Source organism: Streptomyces sp. NPDC026673 (genome assembly GCF_040638135.1).
Classification (GTDB): domain Bacteria; phylum Actinomycetota; class Actinomycetes; order Streptomycetales; family Streptomycetaceae; genus Actinacidiphila.
In genome coordinates, this window is the sequence record NZ_JBEZXR010000016.1 from 96894 (window position 1) to 117470 (window position 20577).

14 protein-coding genes are annotated in these 20577 nt (G+C 72.9%); 2 read left to right on the plus strand and 12 right to left on the minus strand.

The window, feature by feature from the left end; translation table 11 throughout:
- Positions 1 to 33: 33 nt before the first annotated feature.
- The 4 genes from AB0F62_RS14535 to proB form a co-directional block, all read right to left on the minus strand.
- Positions 34 to 534: a hypothetical protein gene (locus AB0F62_RS14535; protein ID WP_361797261.1), complete on the minus strand. Its 501-nt coding sequence runs from the start codon at positions 532 to 534 to the stop codon at positions 34 to 36.
- Positions 535 to 602: 68 nt separating this feature from the next.
- Positions 603 to 1925: a glutamate-5-semialdehyde dehydrogenase gene (locus tag AB0F62_RS14540; RefSeq protein ID WP_361797264.1), complete on the minus strand. Its 1323-nt coding sequence runs from the start codon at positions 1923 to 1925 to the stop codon at positions 603 to 605.
- Between the two features lie 177 nt (positions 1926 to 2102).
- Positions 2103 to 2549: a hypothetical protein gene (locus AB0F62_RS14545; RefSeq protein ID WP_361797267.1), complete on the minus strand. Its 447-nt coding sequence runs from the start codon at positions 2547 to 2549 to the stop codon at positions 2103 to 2105.
- A gap of 126 nt (positions 2550 to 2675) precedes the next feature.
- Positions 2676 to 3794 carry a glutamate 5-kinase gene (gene proB / locus AB0F62_RS14550; protein ID WP_361797327.1) on the minus strand — a complete coding sequence of 373 codons (1119 nt, stop codon included), beginning with the start codon at positions 3792 to 3794 and terminating at the stop codon, positions 2676 to 2678.
- A 361-nt stretch (positions 3795 to 4155) separates the two neighbouring features.
- Here proB and AB0F62_RS14555 point away from each other — a divergent pair, with 361 nt between their 5' ends.
- Both AB0F62_RS14555 and AB0F62_RS14560 read left to right on the plus strand, forming a co-directional pair.
- Positions 4156 to 6189 carry a hypothetical protein gene (locus tag AB0F62_RS14555; RefSeq protein WP_361797270.1) on the plus strand — a complete coding sequence of 678 codons (2034 nt, stop codon included), beginning with the start codon at positions 4156 to 4158 and terminating at the stop codon, positions 6187 to 6189.
- 494 nt (positions 6190 to 6683) lie between these two features.
- Positions 6684 to 7802 (plus strand): CDP-alcohol phosphatidyltransferase family protein, encoded by a 1119-nt coding sequence (locus tag AB0F62_RS14560; RefSeq protein WP_361797273.1) that lies wholly within the window; start codon positions 6684 to 6686, stop codon positions 7800 to 7802.
- 94 nt (positions 7803 to 7896) lie between these two features.
- On the opposite strand, the gene obgE is transcribed toward AB0F62_RS14560, so the two are convergent.
- The 8 genes from obgE to AB0F62_RS14600 form a co-directional block, all read right to left on the minus strand.
- Positions 7897 to 9336 (minus strand): GTPase ObgE, encoded by a 1440-nt coding sequence (gene obgE / locus AB0F62_RS14565; RefSeq protein WP_361797275.1) that lies wholly within the window; start codon positions 9334 to 9336, stop codon positions 7897 to 7899.
- 119 nt (positions 9337 to 9455) lie between these two features.
- Positions 9456 to 9710 carry a 50S ribosomal protein L27 gene (gene rpmA, locus AB0F62_RS14570; protein ID WP_361797278.1) on the minus strand — a complete coding sequence of 85 codons (255 nt, stop codon included), beginning with the start codon at positions 9708 to 9710 and terminating at the stop codon, positions 9456 to 9458.
- A 14-nt stretch (positions 9711 to 9724) separates the two neighbouring features.
- The gene (rplU, locus tag AB0F62_RS14575; RefSeq protein WP_018556584.1) at positions 9725 to 10045 is read right to left on the minus strand and encodes a 50S ribosomal protein L21; all 321 of its coding nucleotides are present in this window, start codon (positions 10043 to 10045) and stop codon (positions 9725 to 9727) included.
- Between the two features lie 233 nt (positions 10046 to 10278).
- Positions 10279 to 14361, minus strand: a complete 4083-nt coding sequence (locus AB0F62_RS14580) for an Rne/Rng family ribonuclease (protein ID WP_361797282.1) — start codon at positions 14359 to 14361, stop codon at positions 10279 to 10281.
- Positions 14362 to 14579: 218 nt separating this feature from the next.
- Entirely contained in the window at positions 14580 to 15353 is a 774-nt protein-coding gene (locus tag AB0F62_RS14585; protein WP_361797285.1) for a TIGR03936 family radical SAM-associated protein, read from the minus strand.
- Positions 15354 to 15421: 68 nt separating this feature from the next.
- Positions 15422 to 16480, minus strand: a complete 1059-nt coding sequence (locus AB0F62_RS14590; protein ID WP_361797288.1) for a hypothetical protein — start codon at positions 16478 to 16480, stop codon at positions 15422 to 15424.
- Between the two features lie 454 nt (positions 16481 to 16934).
- Complete coding sequence (locus tag AB0F62_RS14595; RefSeq protein WP_361797291.1) at positions 16935 to 18860, minus strand: TIGR03960 family B12-binding radical SAM protein; 1926 nt, start codon at positions 18858 to 18860, stop codon at positions 16935 to 16937.
- Positions 18861 to 19031: 171 nt separating this feature from the next.
- Positions 19032 to 20567, minus strand: coding sequence for a CYTH and CHAD domain-containing protein (locus AB0F62_RS14600; RefSeq protein WP_361797294.1), 1536 nt, complete (start codon positions 20565 to 20567; stop codon positions 19032 to 19034).
- Between the last annotated feature and the right edge of the window lie 10 nt (positions 20568 to 20577).

Genomic DNA, 20577 nt, shown 5'->3' on the forward strand with positions numbered 1-20577 from the left:
AACGTCCTGGTACGAGACAAGTTACGGCCGGGCTCAGGGGGTGTGGCTGACCGCCACCGGGGGTAGGGAGGGAGCTCCGATACGGCCGGTCGGGGCGGGCGGGACGGAGGGCTGGCGGGCCCCACCGGCGCCGCGGTAGACCGCCGCGAACGTCAGTGCGACGACGCCGATGCCCATGACCACGGCGAGCACCCAGGCCACCGTGCGATGCCAGCGACCGTGGCCCTGGTAGGGCCGGCGCTGGGCGTAGAGGTCCTCGTACTCCTCGTCCTCCGCCGAGCGCTCGGCATCCTCGTCGTCCTCGTCGTCGTACGGACCGGTGCCGTCCTCGCCGCCCAGGACGCGGGGGCGCGACGCGGCCTCCGCCTCGGCCTGCGCCGTGGCGGCGGCGAGCATGCGCTCGTGCGCGCTGGGTTCGTGGAAGGCGGCCGCCCGTATGAAGGCCTCGTCGAGCACCACGGACGCGAATTCGTCATCCGCGCCACCGTGGTCCTCGCCGTCCGGAAACGGCTTGCCCCCCAGTTCGTCCGGCACCCGTCCAGAATAGGGCCGATGACTCGGATTGGGCAGGCCGCTCGGGAAAGTCCGTCCGCGCGGGACGGTCAGCCGCGGATCTGCCCGTCCCCGGTGAAGACGTACTTGGTCGAGGTCAGCTCCGGCAGCCCCATGGGGCCGCGCGCGTGCAGCTTCTGGGTGGAGATCCCGATCTCCGCTCCGAAGCCGAACTGACCCCCGTCCGTGAAGCGGGTCGAGGCGTTGACGGCGACGGCGGCGGAATCCACCAACCGGGTGAATCGCCGGGCGGCCGGCTGCGAGGTGGTCACGATGGCCTCCGTGTGCCCCGAGGACCACAGCCGGATGTGCCGCACCGCGGCGTCCAGCGAGTCCACCACGGCGGCGGCGATGTCGTAGCTCAGATACTCGGTCTCCCAGTCCTCCGTGGTGGCCGGGACGACCGTGGCCTTCGTGCCGCACTTCTCGGCCAGCTCCCGCACCCGTTCGTCGGCGTGCACGGTGACCCCGGCCCCGGCCAGCGCGTCCAGGGCGCGCGGCAGGAAGTCGGCGGCGATGTCCTGGTGCACCAGGAGCGTCTCGGCGGCGTTGCACACGCTCGGCCGCTGGGCCTTGGAGTTGATCAGGATCGAGACGGCCATGTCGAGGTCGGCCTGCGCGTCCACGTACACATGGCAGTTGCCGGTGCCGGTCTCGATCACCGGGACGGTGGACTCCTCGACCACCGTCTTGATGAGGGAGGCGCCGCCACGCGGGATGAGCACGTCGACCATGCCGCGGGCGCGCATCAGTTCGCGCACCGACTCCCGGCTCTCCCCCGGCACCAACTGGACGGCGTCGGCGGGCAGTCCGGCACCGCCGACCGCGTCGCGGACCACCGTCACCAGCGCGGAGTTGGAGTGGTAGGCGGAGGAGGAACCGCGCAGCAGAACGGCGTTGCCGGACTTCAGGCACAACGCGGCGGCGTCCACGGTCACGTTGGGCCGGGCCTCGTAGATGATGCCCACCACGCCCAGCGGCACGCGGACCTGGCGCAGGTCCAGCCCGTTGGGCAGGGTGGAGCCGCGCACCACCTCGCCGACCGGGTCGGGCAGCCCGGCCACGTCGCGCACGTCGGAGGCGATGGCGCGGATCCGCTCGGGGGTCAGCGTCAGCCGGTCGACGATCGCCTCGCTGGTCCCCGCCTCACGGGCGCGAGCCACGTCCGTGGCGTTGGCCTCGACGATCTCCCGCGCACGGACTTCCAGGGCGTCGGCGACCGCCAGCAGCGCGTCGTCCTTCACCGAGCGCGGCAGCGGCGCGAGGTCCTCGGCGGCCGCGCGGGCCCGGTAGGCGGCCTGCAGCACCGGGCTCTTCGGCCACGGCGAGGGCAGGGAAGCGGCGAGGTCGTTGCTGTGGCTGCGGCTGCTCATAGCCGCCAGGGTACGGCGTGGGCGCCGGCCGGCGGGTCGGCTTTCCACCGGGTGAGACCCGGACGGGGCGAGGGCCGGACCCGCCTCGGACGCGGCCGGGGAGCGGCTGCAGGAACGGGAGCGGGAGCGGGCACGGGTGCGGCGCGGGAGCGGGAGCGGCGCGGGAGCGGGAGCGGCTCAGTAGGGGTGCACGCCGACGGGCGCCGCGGGAGGCGGGCCGTAGCCCTCCGCGAGGCGCTGGTGGTAGGTGTCCCGGTCGATGACCTCCAGGCCGACCGTCTCCCAGGGCGGCAGCTTGGCGGAGGAGCGGTGCTCGCCCCACAGCCGCAGCGCGATGGCGGCCGCGTCGTGCAGGTCGCGGGCCTCCTCCCAGTACCGGATCTCGGCGTGGTCGGCCGCGTACCGGCTGGTGAGCAGGAAGGGGTGGTCGTGGGCCAGCTGCTCCAGCGCGCGCCGCACCTCCGCGAGCGGGGCCTCGGGCCCGGAGACACTGAGCGTCACGTGCCAGAGCCGGGACACGGGGCGCTCCCGCGTCTGCGGGGCGGTGTCGTCGCTCGCCACGCTCACCAGCGTCCGCTCCGCCGTCCCTCGGGACGACGATGCCCCTGGGCGCCCTCGTCTCACCGGCGGCCTCCCTGTCGTCCCTGTCGTCGCGTCCCTGGCCGGATGTCGTGCCCCGCCCTCAAAGTCCAGCAGTCCGCGTGCGGCCGCGGGGCGGTTTTCACGAAGTAACCACGAAGGAGGTTGGCCTCAGTGGTGCAGGAGTACGAGGTCGTCCCGGTGCACGACCTCGCGTTCGTAGGCGGGGCCGAGTTCCCGCGCCAGTTCGCGGGTGGAGCGTCCGAGCAGCCGGGGCAGCTCGTTGGCGTCGAAGTTCACCAGGCCGCGCGCGACGGCGTGGCCGGAGGTGTCGCGCAGTTCGACCGGGTCGCCGGCCGTGAAGTGCCCCTCGACCCCCGCGATGCCCGCCGGCAGCAGTGAGGTGCGGCGCTTGACGACCGCCTGGACGGCGCCGTCGTCGAGGATGAGCGCGCCGAGCGGGGTGGAGGCGTGGGCCAGCCACAGCAGCCGGTCGGCGGAGCGCTTGCCGGTGGCGTGGAAGTGGGTTCCGGTGCGCCGTCCGGCAAGGGCGTCCGCGGCCTGCGAGGCGGAGGTGAGCACGACGGGGATCCCGGCCCCGGCGGCGATCCGGGCGGCCTCGACCTTGGTGACCATGCCACCGGTGCCGACACCGGCCTTGCCCGCGCTGCCGATGGAGACCCCCTCCAGGTCCTTCCGGCCGTGGACCTCCTCGATCCGCGCGCTGCCCGGGATGCCGGGGTCGCCGTCGTAGAGCCCGTCGACGTCGGAGAGCAGGACGAGCAGGTCGGCGCGGACCAGGTGGGCGACGAGAGCGGCGAGGCGGTCGTTGTCGCCGAAGCGGATCTCGTCGGTGGCCACCGTGTCGTTCTCGTTGACGATCGGCATGGCGCCCATCGCGAGCAACTTGTCCAGCGTGCGGTACGCGTTGCGGTAGTGCGCCCGGCGGCTCATGTCGTCGGAGGTGAGCAGCACCTGGCCGACCCGCACGCCGTACCGGGCGAAGGAGGCGGTGTAACGGGCGACGAGCAGGCCCTGGCCGACGCTGGCGGCGGCCTGCTGCCGTGCCAGGTCCCGGGGCCGCCGGTCCAGCCCGAGCGGTGCGAGGCCGGCGGCGATGGCGCCGGAGGAGACCAGGACGATCTCCTTGGCGGCGGCGCCGTCCTGTGCCCCGCGCGCCTTGGCCAGCACGTCGACGAGGGCGTCCACCCGGTCGGCGTCCAGTCCCCCGGCCGCCGTCGTCAGCGAGGACGAACCGACCTTGACCACGACCCGTCGGGCGTCCACCACGTCCTGCCTCGCGCTCGCCACGTCCGTCCCTTTCCTCTCCCGGCTCCGCAATCTACGTCACACGGGCGGACCGGCGCCGTCGGCTTCCACCCACCGGACGGGACGGAAGCACCGCCGCCCCGGGACCAAAGGCCCGGAGGGAGGGGCGGGAAATCCGCATAGCATGAACCATTGCCGCCGAAGCGCTCAGACCGCGCGCAGGCGGCCTATGCGATCAAGAGGAGCAATTCGCTTGTGACATCTCACACGGGACAGTGTGTACACGGCTTGCGCTCCCCGGCCACCGCACCTCCCCAGCAGGGAAGTTGCACGGCCGTTCGAGCCAAATGACCTCATCGTTTTGAATGGTAGGTTGCCCGCTGTGAAACGCACCATTGGGACCAGGACGGAGACCATCCACTTCGCGCTGCTGCTTTTGCAGGCCTGCGCGTTGATCGCCCAGATCGTGGGTGTGGCACTCCCCGGCACGGCGCTACTGGTCGGCGCCGCGGTGATCGGCTACGCCGCCGACCTCTGCCTGCACTCCGGCAAGAGCGCCCCTCCGAAGATCCTCGGCCAGTTGCAGGCCGAGGCGGTCACCCGGCAGGCGCTGCGCGACCTGCTCCTCGTGATCGGGCTGCTGCGGCTGGACGACGGGCCGTCGACGTCGTTCCTCCTGCTCTGCCTCGGCGGTCTGCTGACCGTGCACGGCGCGCACATCGCGCTGCAGGCCGGCGTCGTCCTGGTGCAGCGGGGCCGGAGGCTGCCGGTCGTCACCCGCAACATCGACACCTCCGCCCTCAGCCTGCCGTCCCCGCCCCCGTCGGTGATCACCCGCCGGCCCGGGCTGCGGATGCTGCTGATCCAGCTCACCGCCGTCGCGGGGCTGTCGGTCACCGCGGCCACCGGGCACACCGTGTGGGCCCTCGCCGGCGTCGCCCTGTCCGTGGTGATCGCGGCCGTGGCCCTGGCGGTCCTCGCCGCCGCCGTCCTTCGCGGCCGGCGCGCCCCGCAGCCGGAAGAGGTCATGGAGTGGTTCGACGCGTGGCTGCGGGACTACCAGCCCACCGTCGGCATGTACTTCTCCGGCGGCAGCAGCTCCGCGTACCAGGCCAACATGTGGCTGTCCGCGCTGGCCAAGCTCGACGGCCGGCCCGTGATCGTGCTGCGTGAACGGGGCATGGTGGCGCGCATCGGCCCCACCGACCTCCCCATCGTGTGCCTGCCGAAGGTCGCCGACCTCATGCGGCTCGGCGACACCAGCCTGAAGGTGCTGCTCCACCCGGCCAACGCGCCCAAGACCTCCCAGGTGCTGCGCATCCCGTCGATCATGCACGCCTTCGTCAACCACGGCGAGAGCGACAAGCTGTCCAGCTGCAACCCGTACGCGAAGGCCTACGACGAGGTCTGGGTGGCGGGACCCGCCGCCCGCGAGCGGTACGCCCTCGCCGCCGTCGGCGTGGCGGACGAGGACATCGTGGAGGTCGGCCGTCCCCAGCTGGCCGGGGTCGAGCGCGGTTCCGGTCCGGTGCGGGACGGGGAGCCGGTGACGGTCCTGTACGCGCCCACCTGGGAGGGATGGACCGACGACCCGGGCAACACCTCGATCGTCCTGGCGGGCGAGAAGCTCGTCAGCAAGCTGATCGCCGACCCCGGGGTCCGGCTCCTCTACCGGCCGCACCCCCTGACCGGGTCCGTCGACCCGCGGGCCGGCGCCGCCAACCAGCGCATCATCAAGCTCATCGAGGAAGCCAACCAGTCGCGTCCGCAGGCGGGCGCGTCGCCCGAGCAGCTCGCCCTGCTGGAGCGGACCGAGCGCGAGCTCGACCGGCTCACCGCCGCCTGGTCGCTGGGCGCCTCGGAGGACCTGGAGCCCGTGGCCGACCAGGGCGTGACCGGCGGACTCAGCGTCACCGAGGCCATCAGGCGCGCGACAGAGGAATGGGAGGCCGTCTACTGGACGGCGCGCCCCGCGACCGAGCACCAGGTGCTCACCGCGGAGAAGCCCGGCCTCTACTCCTGCTTCAACCACTCCGACGTGCTGATCACGGACGTGTCCAGCGTGATCTCCGAGTTCATGGTGAGCGGCAAGCCCTACGCGGTCACCAACACCACGGACCTGTCCGAGGAGGGCTTCCGCGAGACCTTCCCGACCGTCCGCGCCGGCACCGTGCTGACCCCGAAGGGCAAGGGGCTCGACGGGCTGCTGAAGGTGGCGCGGGGCACCGCCGAGGACACCCTCGCCACGGCGCGTGAGGAGCTGCGGGAGTATCTGCTGGGCCCGGCCGTGCCGACCTCCGCGGAGCGCTTCCAGGTGGCCGTGCACGCCCTCGCGGCGCGTGTGGACGAGCGGCGCGCCAAGGCCGCGCGCGGCACCGCGCAGGTCGTCCCGCGGCAGCGGGCCGGCGCCCTGTGACCGGGGCACGCTGAACCACCGAGGAGGCCCCCGGCGGAACGACCACGTTCCGCCGGGGGCCTCCTTCTTTGTGCCCGCCGCCCGTTCCGGGGGGGCGGGCACAGGGCTGTCCCGGGCGAAGCCGACACCCCCGCCCCCGCCCCCGCCCCCGCCCCCGACGCGGACGACGTCGCGCACGGGGTGTCCTCTGTCACGTTCGCCGCCCGGCGTCCTGAGGACCTCCCCGGCGGAGGGAACGAGAACCTGCCAGGCCGGCACGGTCCGCCGCTTCCGGAACGGTTCCGCGGCCCCGCCCGCGACGGATGGAGCCGAGAGATACCGTCCGCGAACTTTCTGTTTGCTTTCCATTCATCCGTACAACCCTTGCCGGTCGCCGCGGGTCGTACCAGCGGTGGATGTGACAGCCGTCCGCAATGGCGCATCTCTCTCCCGCCAACACCGAACCGGAAGCCGGTTCGGTGTTCTCTCCATTCGCGTCGAAAGGGTTCTGGTCCATGGAAATACCGCCGCTCGCGGAAGTACGGCGCCTCACCGAGAAGAAGCGGGACGCCTGGTGGACCGTCTTCCTGGTGGACCCCGTGGCGACCCCCTTGGTGCGCTGGACGGCCATGCGGACCCGGCTCACCCCCAACCAGATCACCTGGGGTGCCCTCTTCCTCGGCCTGGGAGCCGCGGCCTGCTTCGCGCTCGCCGACTGGAAATGGCTGATCATCGGCGCCGTGCTGTACCACTTCAGTTTCATCCTGGACTGCATGGACGGAAAGCTGGCCCGACTCACCGGAAAGGGCTCCGAATTCGGCGGCTGGCTCGACTACATCTTCGACCGCGTTCGCGTGGTCTGCTGCGCCGCGGCTCTTATGGGCGGGCAGTTCTATCGCACGGACAACCCCGTCTACATGTGGCTCGCCCTCGCGGTGATCTTCCTCGACGCGCTGCGGTATCTCGACGCGCTGCAGATCTTCAAGGTGCGGCACGGCATGCGGAAGAAGATCCAGAAGCGGCTCCAGGCGGTCGACTCCGCGAAGCCCCACGCCTTCATGGAGGACCTGCTGCGCGAGCGGTCCGAGGACGAGACGCAGGCCGAGGCGGAGGCCAGGAGCGAGGCCGAGGCGGAGACGGAGGCCGAGGCGGACGCGGAGACCGGGGCGTCCCCGCGGATCCTCCCCGCGCAGTGGACCGGTCCCGACGCCGTCCGGCCGGCCGCCACGGTCACGGCGCACGCCGCGGACCCGGCCGACCAGGCCGCCCAGGACGCCCAGGACGCCGACCCCGCGCCCGGGCGGGTCATCGACCTCCAGGAGACCTTCAAGAAGCGCTTCGGCCCCTACGCGGCCTTCCGCGACTTCCTGATCAGCCACCGGGTCCGGCCGCACCTGATCAGCGGCATCGAGTTCCAGATGGCGGTCTTCATCATCGCGCCGCTGACCGGCGCCATCATCGGAACCACCATCGCCGCGGCCGCACTGCTGCTGATCTTCGAGTTCGCCATCATCTACAAGCTGCTGCTCTCCACGCGCGACTTCGAGCACGTGATGGCCGACCTCGAGGAGGAGGCCCGGTCGTACCACGAGAGCGACAGCGCGGCGCCGCCCCTGCAGACGTCCATGAGCTGAACCGCACGCCGGCCGGTCCCCCCGGCCGGCCGTGCACGGACAAGGGCCGGCCCCCTCGGTGAGGGGGCCGGCCCTTGTCCGTGGCGCTCGCGGATCAGGAGTCGAAGGGGTCGAAGCCCTCGAACTCCTTCTGGACGTCGTCCCGTTCGGCGTCCCGGTCCTTTCGGCGCTGTGCGGCCGGCCGGGGCTCGTCGAAGCGGTGGTCCTCGCCACGGCGTCCGAGCATCTCGGCGCCGGCCGCCACGGACGGCTCCCAGTCGAAGACGACGGCGTCGTCCTCGTCGCCGATCACGACCTCGTCGCCCTCCCGGGCACCGGCCTTGACCAACTGCTCCTCGACACCGAGGCGGGCCAGCCGGTCGGCGAGGTAGCCGACGGCCTCGTCGTTGGCGAAGTCGGTCTGGCGGACCCAGCGTTCGGGCTTCTCGCCGCGGACCCGGTAGAAGCCGTCCTCGGCGGTCACGGTGAAGCCGGCGTCGTCCACGGCCTTGGGCCGGATGACGATGCGGGTGGCCTCCTGGACGGGCTGGGCCGCGCGGGCCTCGGCGACGATGCCCGCGAGGGCGTAGGAGAGCTCGTTGAGGCCCTTGTGGGCCACCGCCGACACCTCGAAGACCCGGTAGCCGCGCGCCTCGAGGTCGGGGCGGACCATGTCCGCCAGATCCTGGCCGTCCGGGATGTCGATCTTGTTGAGGACGACGATCCGCGGCCGGTCCTCGAGACCGCCGTACGCCCGCAGCTCCGCCTCGATGACGTCGAGGTCGGTCAGCGGGTCCCGCTCGGACTCCAGGGTGGCGGTGTCCAGGACGTGGACCAGGACGCTGCAGCGCTCGACGTGCCGCAGGAACTCCAGGCCCAGGCCCCGTCCCTCGCTGGCGCCCGGGATGAGCCCGGGGACGTCGGCGACGGTGTAGACGGTCGAACCGGCCGTCACGACGCCCAGGTTGGGGACGAGGGTGGTGAAGGGGTAGTCCGCGATCTTCGGCTTGGCGGCCGACAGCACCGAGATGAGCGAGGACTTGCCCGCGCTCGGGTACCCGACCAGCGCCACGTCGGCGACGGTCTTCAGCTCCAGGACGACGTCCCCGGACTGGCCCGGCTCACCCAGCAGCGCGAAGCCCGGCGCCTTGCGGCGGGCGGAGGCCAGCGCCGCGTTGCCGAGGCCGCCGCGGCCGCCCTGTCCGGCGACGAAGGTGGTGCCGTGGCCGACGAGGTCGGCGAGCACATTGCCGTGCTTGTCCAGGACGACGGTGCCGTCCGGAACCGGCAGGATCAGGTCCGTGCCGTCCTTGCCGGAACGGTTGCCGCCCTCGCCGGGCTTGCCGTTGGTGGCCTTGCGGTGCGGGTGGTGGTGGTACTCGATGAGCGTGGTGACCGACTGGTCGACGACCAGCGTCACATCGCCGCCACGGCCGCCGTTGCCGCCGTCCGGTCCGCCCAGCGGCTTGAACTTCTCCCGGTGCACGGAGGCGCAGCCATGGCCCCCGTTACCCGCGGCGACGTGCAGCTCGACGCGGTCCACGAAGGTGGTCATGCGGATGTTCCTCCTGATGCGTACGGGAATGTCTGTGGGTTAACGCGCCGAGGGCGGACCTGCTTCCCGGTCCGGGAAACAGGGTCCGCCCTCGGTGAAGTCGTATCGCCGCCGATCGCTCAGGCGACGGGAACGATGTTCACGACCTTGCGACCACGGCTGGTGCCGAACTCGACCGCACCGGCGGCGAGGGCGAACAGCGTGTCGTCCTTGCCACGGCCGACGCCCGCGCCGGGGTGGAAGTGGGTGCCGCGCTGGCGGACGATGATCTCACCGGCGTTCACGACCTGGCCGCCGAAGCGCTTGACGCCGAGCCGCTGGGCGTTGGAGTCGCGACCGTTCCGGGTGGACGATGCGCCCTTCTTGTGTGCCATCTCTCCTCAGTCCCTTACTTCGCAGCGGCGGGGATGCCGGTGATCTTCAGCGCCGTGTACTGCTGGCGGTGACCCTGACGACGGCGGTAGCCGGTCTTGTTCTTGTACCGCAGGATGTCGATCTTCTGGCCCTTGTGGTGGTCCACGATCTCGGCCTGGACCTTGATCCCGGCCAACACCCACGGGTCGCTGGTGACGGCGTCGCCGTCGACGACGAGCAGCGTCGAGAGCTCGACCGCGTCGCCAACCTTGCCAGTGGAAATCTTGTCAACCTCGACGATGTCGCCGACGGCCACCTTGTGCTGGCGGCCACCGCTGCGCACGATTGCGTACACGCGGAACTCACTCTCTCGCTCGGATCGTCACTCCTGACGCCAGCCGTCCCTGTGGTGCGTGGGGGGCCTCTCCCGGCCGGGGCCGGAAGGGATCTGCTCAGGAATGGGCGCTAAAACGCCGAAGGTCAAGGTTACGGGGCCGCCCCGATGGGGTCAAACCGGGGTGGGCCCACCGGCGGACGCGCCGCGGGCCGCCCCCCGGTGGGGGACGGCCCGCGTGCGGTGACCCGGGGTCAGGACCCTTCGGTGGGCGCCTCGGCGGTGGCCTTGGCCGCGGTCTTCTTCGCCGTCGTCTTCTTGGCGGCGGTCTTCTTGGCCACGGTCTTCTTCGCGGCCGTCTTCTTCGCGGCCGCCTTCTTGGCCGGCGCCTTCTTGGCGGCCGTCTTGCGCGGCGCCCGCTTCTTCGGCTCCGCCTGCTCCTCCTCGACGGCCTCCGGCTCACCGGCCGCCGGGGCCTCCGCCGGCTGCGCCTCGGTACCCGCGACGACCACGACCGCGGCCTCCTCGGCCGAGGACGGCGCGCCCGCCGGAGCGGACACCCTGCGCGTGACCCGGCGGCGGGCCGGCCGCGCCGGCTCCTCGACCTCGGCGACGGGCTCCGGCTCGGGGGCCGGGGCCGGCGCCTCGGCGGCCTGCTCCGCCGCGGCCGGCACGACCACGGTCGCCGCCTCGCCCGCCGGAGCGCTCGGCGCGGTGGCCTTGCGGGTCGCCCGGCGCCGGGTGCGGACCGGGGCGACCGGCTCCTCGGCCACCTCGGCCGTACCGACGACGACCTCGGGCACCTCGACGGCGGTGGCCGTCGCGGACTCCGCCGCCTGGGGCTCGGTGACCGGCGCGACCGACGGGACGACCGTGACGATCTCGGCCGTCGCGTCCGGCGAACTCACCGGCGCGGTGACCCGCCGCGAGGCACGCCGCCGGGAACGACGCCCGGCCGCCGCCTCGGCCTCGGCCGGGCTGCTGTACCACTCCTCGTCCCCGCCGACCGCCGGCACCAGCTCCGCCTCGGCGACCGCGACCGGCTCCAGCTCCGGAACCTCCTCCGCGGCCTCCTCGGCCTCGGTGACGGCGACCGTCTCCGCGACCGCCGGCTCCTCCGCCGCGCCGCCGCGACGGCGCTTGCGCTTGCCGCCACCGCCGACCGCCGAAGGCTGCTCCATGTGGACGATCACGCCACGGCCGTTGCAGTGCACGCAGGTCTCGGAGAAGGACTCCAGCAGGCCCTGGCCCACCCTCTTGCGGGTCATCTGGACCAGGCCCAGCGAAGTGACCTCGGCCACCTGGTGCTTGGTGCGGTCCCGCCCCAGGCACTCCAGCAGCCGCCGCATGACCAGGTCGCGGTTGGACTCCAGCACCATGTCGATGAAGTCGATCACGATGATGCCGCCCAGGTCGCGCAGCCGCAGCTGGCGCACGATCTCCTCGGCCGCCTCCAGGTTGTTCCTGGTGACCGTCTCCTCCAGGTTGCCGCCCTGGCCGGTGAACTTGCCGGTGTTGACGTCGATGACGACCATCGCCTCGGTCCGGTCGATCACCAGCGAACCGCCGCTCGGCAGCCAGACCTTGCGGTCCAGCGCCTTCAGCAGCTGCTCGTCGATCCGGTACGTGGCGAAGGCGTCGACCTCGGAGGTCCAGCGGCTCAGCCGGTCCGCCAGGTCCGGCGCGACGTGCGAGACATAGCCGTGGATGGTCTCCCAGGCGGTGTCACCGCTGACGATGACCTTGCCGAAGTCCTCGTTGAAGATGTCGCGGACCACGCGGACGGTCATGTCCGGCTCGCCGTAGAGCAGCGACGGGGCGTTGCCGCTCTTGGCCTTCTTCTGGATGTCCTCCCACTGCGACTGCAGCCGCTCGACGTCGCGGCGCAGCTCGTCCTCGCTCGCACCCTCGGCGGCGGTGCGCACGATGACGCCCGCGTCCTCGGGGACGATCTTCTTGAGGATCTGCTTCAGCCGGGCACGCTCGGTGTCGGGCAGCTTGCGGCTGATGCCGGTCATCGAGCCCTCGGGCACGTAGACCAGGTAGCGGCCGGGCAGCGAGACCTGGCTGGTCAGGCGGGCGCCCTTGTGGCCGATCGGGTCCTTGGTGACCTGGACCAGCACGGACTGGCCGGACTTGAGGGCCGCCTCGATACGCCGCGGGCCGTTGCCCATGCCCAGCGCCTCGAAGTTGACCTCACCGGCGTACAGGACCGCGTTGCGGCCCTTGCCGATGTCGACGAACGCGGCCTCCATGGACGGCAGCACGTTCTGGACCTTGCCCAGATAGACGTTGCCGACGTACGAGGTGGCCTGCTCCTTGTTCACGTAGTGCTCGACGAGGACGCCGTCCTCCAGCACGCCGATCTGCGTCCGGTCGCCGTTCTCGCGGACGACCATCACCCGCTCGACGGCCTCGCGGCGGGCCAGGAACTCGGCCTCGGTGATGATCGGCACACGCCGGCGGCCCTGCTCGCGGCCCTCACGGCGGCGCTGCTTCTTGGCCTCCAGGCGCGTGGAGCCCTTGATGGACTGCACCTCGTCGACCGGCTCGGACGCCTTGCGCGGCTCACGGATCTTCACGACCGTGCGCTCCGGCGCGTCCTCGCCCAGGCTCTCCTCGGCCGGACCCTCGCCACCACGACGGCGGCGACGGCGACGGCGACGGCTGGTGCTGCTGCTCTCGGCCGAGTCCTCGTCCTCCTCGGACTCCTCGCCGGCGCCCTCGCCCTCGGCCTCCTCGTCCTCGCCGACCGCGCCCTCCTCGCCGTCGACGGCCTCGCCACGACGACGGCGACGGCCACCACGGCGCCGACGGCGCGACGGCCGCTCGCCGCCCTCGCCCTCGTGCTCGTCGGCCTCGAACTCCTCGGCCTCGGCCTCGGCCTCCGCCTCGTCCTCCTGCGCGGCCTCGGGCTCCTCGTGGACCTGCTCGGTCACGGCCGCCTCCGCGGCCTCCACGGGCTCCCCCCGCCGACGGCGACGACGACGGCGCCCACCGGTCTCGGCGGCGTACTCGTCCGCCTCGGGCTCCTCCGGCTCCTCGCGCTCGGCGGGCTGCTCGCGCTCGGCGGGCTGCTCCGCCTGCACCACGCCGGGGGCCTGGAACACCGGAGCCTGGAACACGGCCATGGGCGGCCGCACGACCCGGCGGCGGCCCCGCGCGGGAGCGGCCTCGGGCTCGGCCTCGGGCTCGGGCTCCACCTCGGGGGCGGTCTCGGCGCCCTGCGCCTCCTGCACCTCGATGACGACCGAGTCCGCGGGGACGCCGAACGCCTCCGCGACGGCCACGACCGCGGCCGCGCGGGCCGCGTCGACGGTGTCGCCGTAGCCCCGGATCTCGTAGGCGTCCTCGACCTCCACGGCCCAGCCGGAACCGTCCGGGACGGCCTTGGCGGAGTAGCTGCGCCGCTCCGGAGCGCCCTCCGCGGGCGCCTGGGCCGACTCCTCGTCGCGCGGCGCGAGCGCGCCCGGCTTCAGACGGCGCGAACCGTCGTCGGCGGCCAGGAAGGACGCCGACGGAGCGGTACGCCTGCCGCGCGAACGGGTGGCCTTGGACTGCTCGGTCTTCCCCCGCCTCTGCTTCGGTGCGGGCTCCTCCTGCAGCGCCTTCGCGGGGACGTCGGCGGCGGCCGCGGCCACCTCCTCGGCCGGCACCGGCTCGGGGCTGGCGACCTTCCGCGTGGCACGGCGCCGGGTACGCGCCGGAGCGACCGGCTGCTCGGCCTGCTCCGCCTCGGGCGCGGCCTCGGCGTGCAGCGGCAGGTCGGCCTGGAGTTCCTTCGCCTGCGTGTCGGCGGCGGCCGCGGGACCGGACTCCGCCTCGGCCGGCACCGGCTCGGGGCTGGCGACCTTCCGCGTGGCACGGCGCCGGGTACGCGCCGGAGTGGCCGGCTGCTCGGCCTGCTCCGCCTCCGGGGCCGGGGAGGTCTCGGCGGCGGGGGCCTCGGGGGCGGTCGCGGCGGCGGCCGCCTTCCGCGTCGCGCGACGGCGCGCCGGGGCGGGAGCGCCCTCGGCCGTCGCGTCGGCCGTGTCACCGGTCTGCGGCTCCGGAGCGGAGACCTTGCGGGTGGCCCGGCGACGCGTGCGCGCGGGCGCGGCCTCGGCCGCGGGGGCTTCAGCCGGTATGGCCGGCGATTCGGCGGCCTCGGCGGACCGGGCGGGGGCCTCGGAGATCGCGTCCGGGGCGGCCTCGCCTGCCGCGGGCGGTCCCGCGGGGCGGCTGGCCGCTCGGCGACGGCGGCGCGGAGCGGCCGTGCCTTCCGTGTCGGTGCCGCCGGAGGCGGCTTCGGTGGCGCCGCTCTCGGGCGCCTCGTTCGGCTCGTTGGTCTCGAGCATGCGGGCATTTCTCCCGTCGCGCTCCCGGGCGCCGCGTCCTGGTCCGGTACGCGACGGCCCGCGTCTCAGCGGGGCCGCCGCCCGGGGGCGCGGGCGCCACACGGGAACTGTCGTGTAGCTCGTCGGCACCGCATTGACGGGCCGACGAAAGTCTCGTCTGATGCGTGCTGCCGGACCCGGGTTTCCCCGGATGCGTCGGCCGCACAACGACGACGTTCCTAGGCGGAACCCTCCGGCGCCGCCGCGGCATCGCGGTCAGGCGCGAGCGGATCGGTCACCGTGCCGGTCTCCTCATCGAGCGGCCCCTGCGCCAGCCTGGTCACCGCAGCGGGGACCGGCGGCGCGAGGTCGGCCACCGCGCGGAGGCCGGACAGGACGTCGTCGGGTCGTACAGCAGGTGTCACATGCCGAACAACCAGCCGCAGTATCGCACAAGCTCCTGGTGTCGGCCTATCGGCATCCCGTTCGAGAATGCCGTCCTGGGCCCCGGCCACCTGCGGATCGACCGCTTCGAGCCGGGTCACGGCCTCGCGCGCGTCGAAAGTCCGCACGCCGTTCTTCGTCATCCGCTGGACCTCGACGGCCCCGGCGGCGAGGAACGCCGCCACGGCCCGCTCGGCCTCGGCGTGCTCCACACCGTCCAGCCGCAGCTGCCACACGGACGCCTCCAGCCGCTCGGCGAGCCCCGACGTACGGGCCTCGACGGCCTCGACCACGTCGAGGCCGGCCGGCAGTGACTCGTCCAGCAGCAGGCGCAGCTTCTCCGGCTCGCGGGCCTCCGCGAGCGCGATCTCCAGGTACTCGGCCTCGCTTCCCACGCCGGTGGGTGCGGCGTTGGCGTACGACACCTTGGGGTGCGGGGTGAAACCCGCCGAGTAGGCCATGGGCACCTCGGCGCGGCGCAGGGCCCGCTCGAATGCGCGCTGGAAGTCGCGGTGGCTGGTGAACCGGAGGCGGCCGCGCTTGGTGTAGCGCAGTCGGATGCGCTGCACCGCGGGTGCGGGCGGCGGGCCTTCGGGCTGTCGCTTGCCCAGTGTCGTTCAGTCCTTCGTACGTCTGGTCACCCCGGATGGGGCTGCCTGTCGTCTTCCAGGTTACTGGGGTTCCGGCCTTCCGGTTCCGTACGGGGCCCACCGCGCTCCACCGGTCGCGGCGCGCCGAACAACGCGGTACGGATATCGGCCCGCACTCCGCGCACCGTCTCCCGCGCCACGGCCAGCGCACCACGCACCGCCCGGCCCGCCTCGGCCGCCACACGCCGCACCGGCCGCCACACCGGCAGCACGACGGTGTGCCACACCCAGACCACCGGAAGCACCAGAACCACGGTGCCCAGCCACTTCAGCGCGCGGCCCACGGCCCGCGAGACATACCCGGCCACCCGCCAGCCGACCACCAGAGCGGCCCAGACCTCCCGGGCCACCGGCACGACGACCCGGCACCAGAGGAAGACGAGCGGGACCACGACCAGCCACCGCACCAGCCACACCACACCGGCCGCGCCCGGTACCAGGAGATACCGGTACACCGCGACGGCCGGGATCACGAAGAGGAGCCGCACCGCCCACCGGGCCAGCCACACCGCCCCGGCGGCCACCGGCACCAGCACATGGCGGTACAGCGCCGCCACCGGCACCACGAGGAGCACCCGCACGACCCAGACCGCCCCGGCACCGGCCGCCCGGCCCAGCGGGGCCAGCACATACCGCCACAGCGCCACAGCGGGCAGCACGACCAGCACGGAGACCGCCCACGCCACGGCGACGCCCACGGCCCGGCCCACCGGAGCCAGCACATACCGCCACAGCGCCACCCCCGGCACGACCACCAGGTACCGCCACAGCCCCCGCGCCGCCCACACCACCCCAAGACCCACTGGAACCAGCACGAACCGCCACAACGCCACCGCCGGGACGACCAGCAGCACCCGGACCAGCCACCCCCCAACGCGGCCCAGCACACGCCCCGCCAAACGGCCCGCCGCACGGAGCGCGTCCCACGCCATCCGCAGCGGCAACACCACCACCAGCGCGACAATGCGCACCGGCATCCTGATCGCCACCGTCAGGCAGCCGTCTCCCTCACCGCCGTACCCCCCGGCGCTCCCCCGCTCCTGCATGCCTGAACGTTACGCCCAGAAGCGCAACTTGCCCTCCCGCCGGTCGGCGCGTATTCCGCCGCGGGCCCCGATGACCTTCCGGGGCGCGGTGTTGCCGCCGTCGCAGGTGACCAACGCCCGCCCGAGGCCCGGTTCACGCGCCGGCGGCAGCCCCGCGGCGTGCCCGCGCCGATGTGGCCGAGCAACTCGCCCCAGGGCGGCGCGAGATGGCGGCGTCCGGAGAGCCGCCCGAGGAAATCCTCACCGGCCCCCGCCGCGGCCCTCCGCGCGCCACTCCTCCACGGCCTCGACGTACGAGGCGCGCACCCGGACGGTCGGGACGCTGCCGCTCCCCCGCTCCGGCCCGGTCTCCCGAACAACGGCGACGCCGGTCCCGCCCGGAGGCGGGACCGGCGTCGTCGCGGTCTCTGCTCGTTGGCCTCGGCCGGGGCCGAAGCGCGGGTGCGGCGCCCGGCTACTTCACCACGGTCAGCGGAAGCAGCTTCTTCCCCGTAGGCCCGATCTGAATGGAGGTCTGCATCTGAGGACACACCCCGCAATCGAAGCACGGCGTCCAGCGGCAGTCCTCGACCTCGGTCTCGTCGAGGGCGTCCTGCCAGTCCTCCCAGAGCCAGTCCTTGTCCAGGCCGGAGTCCAGGTGGTCCCAGGGCAGGACCTCCTCGTAGGTGCGCTCGCGCGTGGTGTACCAGGCGAGGTCGACGCCCTGCTCCGGGAGCGCCTCCTCGCACATGCGGATCCAGCGGTCGTAGGAGAAGTGCTCGCGCCAGCCGTCGAAGCGGCCGCCGTCCTCGTAGACGGCGCGGATGACGGCGCCGACGCGGCGGTCACCACGGGAGAGCAGGCCCTCGATGATGCCGGGCTTGCCGTCGTGGTAGCGGAAGCCGATGTTCCGGCCGTACTTCCGGTCGCCGCGGATGGCGTCGCGCAGCTTCTCCAGTCGGGCGTCGGTCTCCTCGACGCCGAGCTGCGGGGCCCACTGGAACGGGGTGTGCGGCTTGGGCACGAAGCCGCCGATCGACACCGTGGCACGGATGTCGTTCTGGCCGGTGACCTCGCGCCCCTTCTGGATGACGTTCTTCGCCATGTCGGCGATCTGCAGCACGTCCTCGTCGGTCTCGGTGGGCAGACCGCACATGAAGTAGAGCTTCACCTGGCGCCAGCCGTTGCCGTAGGCGGTGGCGACGGTGCGGATCAGGTCCTCTTCCGAGACCATCTTGTTGATGACCTTGCGGATGCGCTCGGAGCCGCCCTCGGGGGCGAAGGTGAGTCCGGACCGGCGGCCGTTGCGGGTCAGCTCGTTGGCCAGGTCGATGTTGAAGGCGTCGACGCGGGTGGAGGGGAGGGACAGGCCGATCTTGTCCTCCGTGTACCGGTCGGCGAGGCCCTTGGCCACCTCGGCGATCTCGGTGTGGTCGGCGGAGGACAGCGACAGCAGGCCGACCTCCTCGAAGCCGGTCGCCTTCAGGCCCTTGTCGACCATCTCGCCGATGCCGGTGATGCTGCGCTCGCGCACCGGGCGGGTGATCATGCCCGCCTGGCAGAAGCGGCAGCCGCGGGTGCAGCCGCGGAAGATCTCCACGGACATCCGCTCGTGGACCGTCTCCGCGAGCGGGACCAGGGGCTGCTTGGGGTACGGCCACTCGTCCAGGTCCATGACGGTGTGCTTGGACACCCGCCACGGGACGCCGGAGCGGTTGGGGACGACGCGGGCGATGCGGCCGTCGGCCAGGTACTCCACGTCGTAGAACTTCGGCACGTACACCCCGCCGGTGCGGGCGAGCCGGAACAGCAGCTCGTCGCGGCCGCCGGGGCGGCCCTCGGCCTTCCAGGCGCGGATCACGTCGGTGATCTCGAGTACGGCCTGCTCGCCGTCGCCGATCACGGCGGCGTCGAGGAAGTCCGCGATGGGCTCCGGGTTGAAGGCCGCGTGGCCGCCGGCGAGCACGATCGGGTCGTCCTCGGTGCGGTCCCGGGCCTCCAGCGGGATGCCCGCGAGGTCGAGGGCGGTGAGCATGTTGGTGTAGCCGAGCTCCGTGGAGAAGCTGAGGCCGAACACGTCGAAGGCCTTGACCGGGCGGTGCGCGTCCACCGTGAACTGCGGCACGCCGTGCTCGCGCATCAGCGCCTCGAGGTCCGGCCACACGCTGTAGGTGCGCTCCGCGAGGACGCCCTCGCGCTCGTTGAGCACCTCGTAGAGGATCATCACGCCCTGGTTGGGCAGCCCGACCTCGTAGGCGTCCGGGTACATCAGGGACCAACGGACGTCGCACTCGTCCCAGGGCTTGACGGTGGAGTTCAGCTCCCCGCCGACGTACTGGATCGGCTTCTGCACATGCGGCAGCAGGGCCTCGAGCTGGGGGAAGACCGACTCGACAGGCATCAGAGGTGTCTTTCGTGAGCTGGCAAGGGTGACCATTCAGCGTAACGCCTCGCGAAGGGCTTCCCGGTCGCGCTCGGCACGGCGCGGGCGGACGCGGGACGGTCGCGGGGCGGACGCGGGCGCGGTGAAGCCCTTCCCGGCCCGGCCCTCGTCGGCCGTCCGGCCTTCGGCTCAGCCGGCCAGCTTGCCGCGGTCGGACGCGGGCCAGGCCTTGGGCAGCTCGTTCTCGGCCGCCGCGGCGGCGTCGCGTTCGAGCTGGTAGAGCACGCCGTACGGGAAGGTGTCCTCGCCGGCCTCGCGGGCGTCGGAGGCGAGGCGGAGGACGGCGTCGCGGCAGATGACGCTGTCCTGGTGCTCGCCGAGGAGCTGCTGGACGGCCTTCATGCGCTGTGTGTGCTTCTTGGCGGGCTTGCGCAGCGCCGGGACGGCCTGGGCGGCCTCGCTGCTGTAGCGGGCGCGTTTGGCGGCCTTGCGGGCGTCGTGGAGGACGAGGTCGCGCTCGTGGCCGGGGGTCATCCGCAGGGCGTGTTCGACGCGGCGGCGCAGCCGGCGGTGGTCGCGGCTGACGGCCTCGGCGACGGCGGGGGCGGCGGGGGATTCGGCGGCGTCGAGCAGCGGCGGGTCGGCGAGCAGTGCCTCGAGGGTGTCGAGGAGCCGGAAGTAGCGCGGACCGGCGAGTTCGCGGAGGAGTTCCTTGCGGGCGCCCTCGTGGACGGGGGCGTCGCCGCCGATGCGTGCGGTGAGGGTCTCGGTGACGATGTCGTCGGGCAGTTCGGCGAGGCGGTCCCGGAGGCGTTCGGCGAGGACCTCGCGGTCGCGTTCCAGGCCGAGGACTCCGGCGAGCCATTTGAGTTCGTCGCCGACGGGGTCGGTCGCCTCGCGGTCGAGTTCGCGGCGGAAGGACGCGAAGGCGCTGCGCAGCCGCCGGGTGGAGACCCGCATCTGGTGGACGGAGTCGGGTTCGTCGCGGCGGACCTGCGGGTCCCAGCTCATGATGGCCGCGACCTGTTCGTGGACGTAGGTCATGACGGCGTCGCCGGCGGTGCCGGTGGAGGACGGGGGGCTCGGCGGGCGGGGGGCGGCGGTGAGGCGGTCGCCGAGGGCGCGGGCGAGTTTGGAGGGTGAGGTGGAGCGCCGCAGTCCGGCGGCGCGGAGGCGTTTCTCGACGGCGTCGAGGAGTGCGGGGTCGCCGTCGAGGAGTTCGGTCTCCACTTCGGTCCAGGTGCTCTCGGGCCCGTCGGCTCCGTGGTCGGGGACGGTGGCGCGGACGTGGTCGTGGGCGATCTCCAGCAGGGGCGCGCCCTGGGCGTCGACGAGGTGGAGCCGTTTGCGGGTGTTGCGCAGTCGTACGACGGGGACGAGTTCCCGGTCGCGGACGATGGCGGCGACCTCGGCGAGCAGGGACTTGGGGACTCTGGGTCCCTTGCGTCCCTGCTTGCCGAGGGGCGCGTGCACCTCGGTGCGGGTGTCGGCCTGTGAGGTGGGGAGTTTCAGGTGCCAGCCGGCGTCGTCGCCGCCGGTGCGGCGGCGCAGTGTGATCTTGTGGGTGGCCAGCCGCAGGTCGGGCGTGTCGACGTATACGGCGTCGAGTTCGGCCGGTTCCAGGACGCGTACGTCCGCGACCCCGGGCAGTCCGTCGAGATCGGGCTCACCGGTCTGCTCGGCGGCCTCGTACTTGCGCTCGGTCTCCGCGACACGCTTCCCCATGTCAGGAACC

Bases quoted from the DNA above. Each gene is read 5' to 3' on its own strand.
- obgE (WP_361797275.1), bottom strand. From the start codon at position 9,336: ATGACCACCTTCGTGGACCGCGTCGAGCTGCACGTCGCCGCGGGTAAC.
- AB0F62_RS14540 (WP_361797264.1), bottom strand. From the start codon at position 1,925: ATGAGCAGCCGCAGCCACAGCAACGACCTCGCCGCTTCCCTGCCCTCG.
- AB0F62_RS14580 (WP_361797282.1), bottom strand. From the start codon at position 14,361: ATGCTCGAGACCAACGAGCCGAACGAGGCGCCCGAGAGCGGCGCCACC.
- AB0F62_RS14590 (WP_361797288.1), bottom strand. From the start codon at position 16,480: ATGCAGGAGCGGGGGAGCGCCGGGGGGTACGGCGGTGAGGGAGACGGC.
- AB0F62_RS14600 (WP_361797294.1), bottom strand. From the start codon at position 20,567: ATGGGGAAGCGTGTCGCGGAGACCGAGCGCAAGTACGAGGCCGCCGAG.
- rpmA (WP_361797278.1), bottom strand. From the start codon at position 9,710: ATGGCACACAAGAAGGGCGCATCGTCCACCCGGAACGGTCGCGACTCC.
- AB0F62_RS14595 (WP_361797291.1), bottom strand. From the start codon at position 18,860: ATGCCTGTCGAGTCGGTCTTCCCCCAGCTCGAGGCCCTGCTGCCGCAT.
- AB0F62_RS14560 (WP_361797273.1), top strand. From the start codon at position 6,684: ATGGAAATACCGCCGCTCGCGGAAGTACGGCGCCTCACCGAGAAGAAG.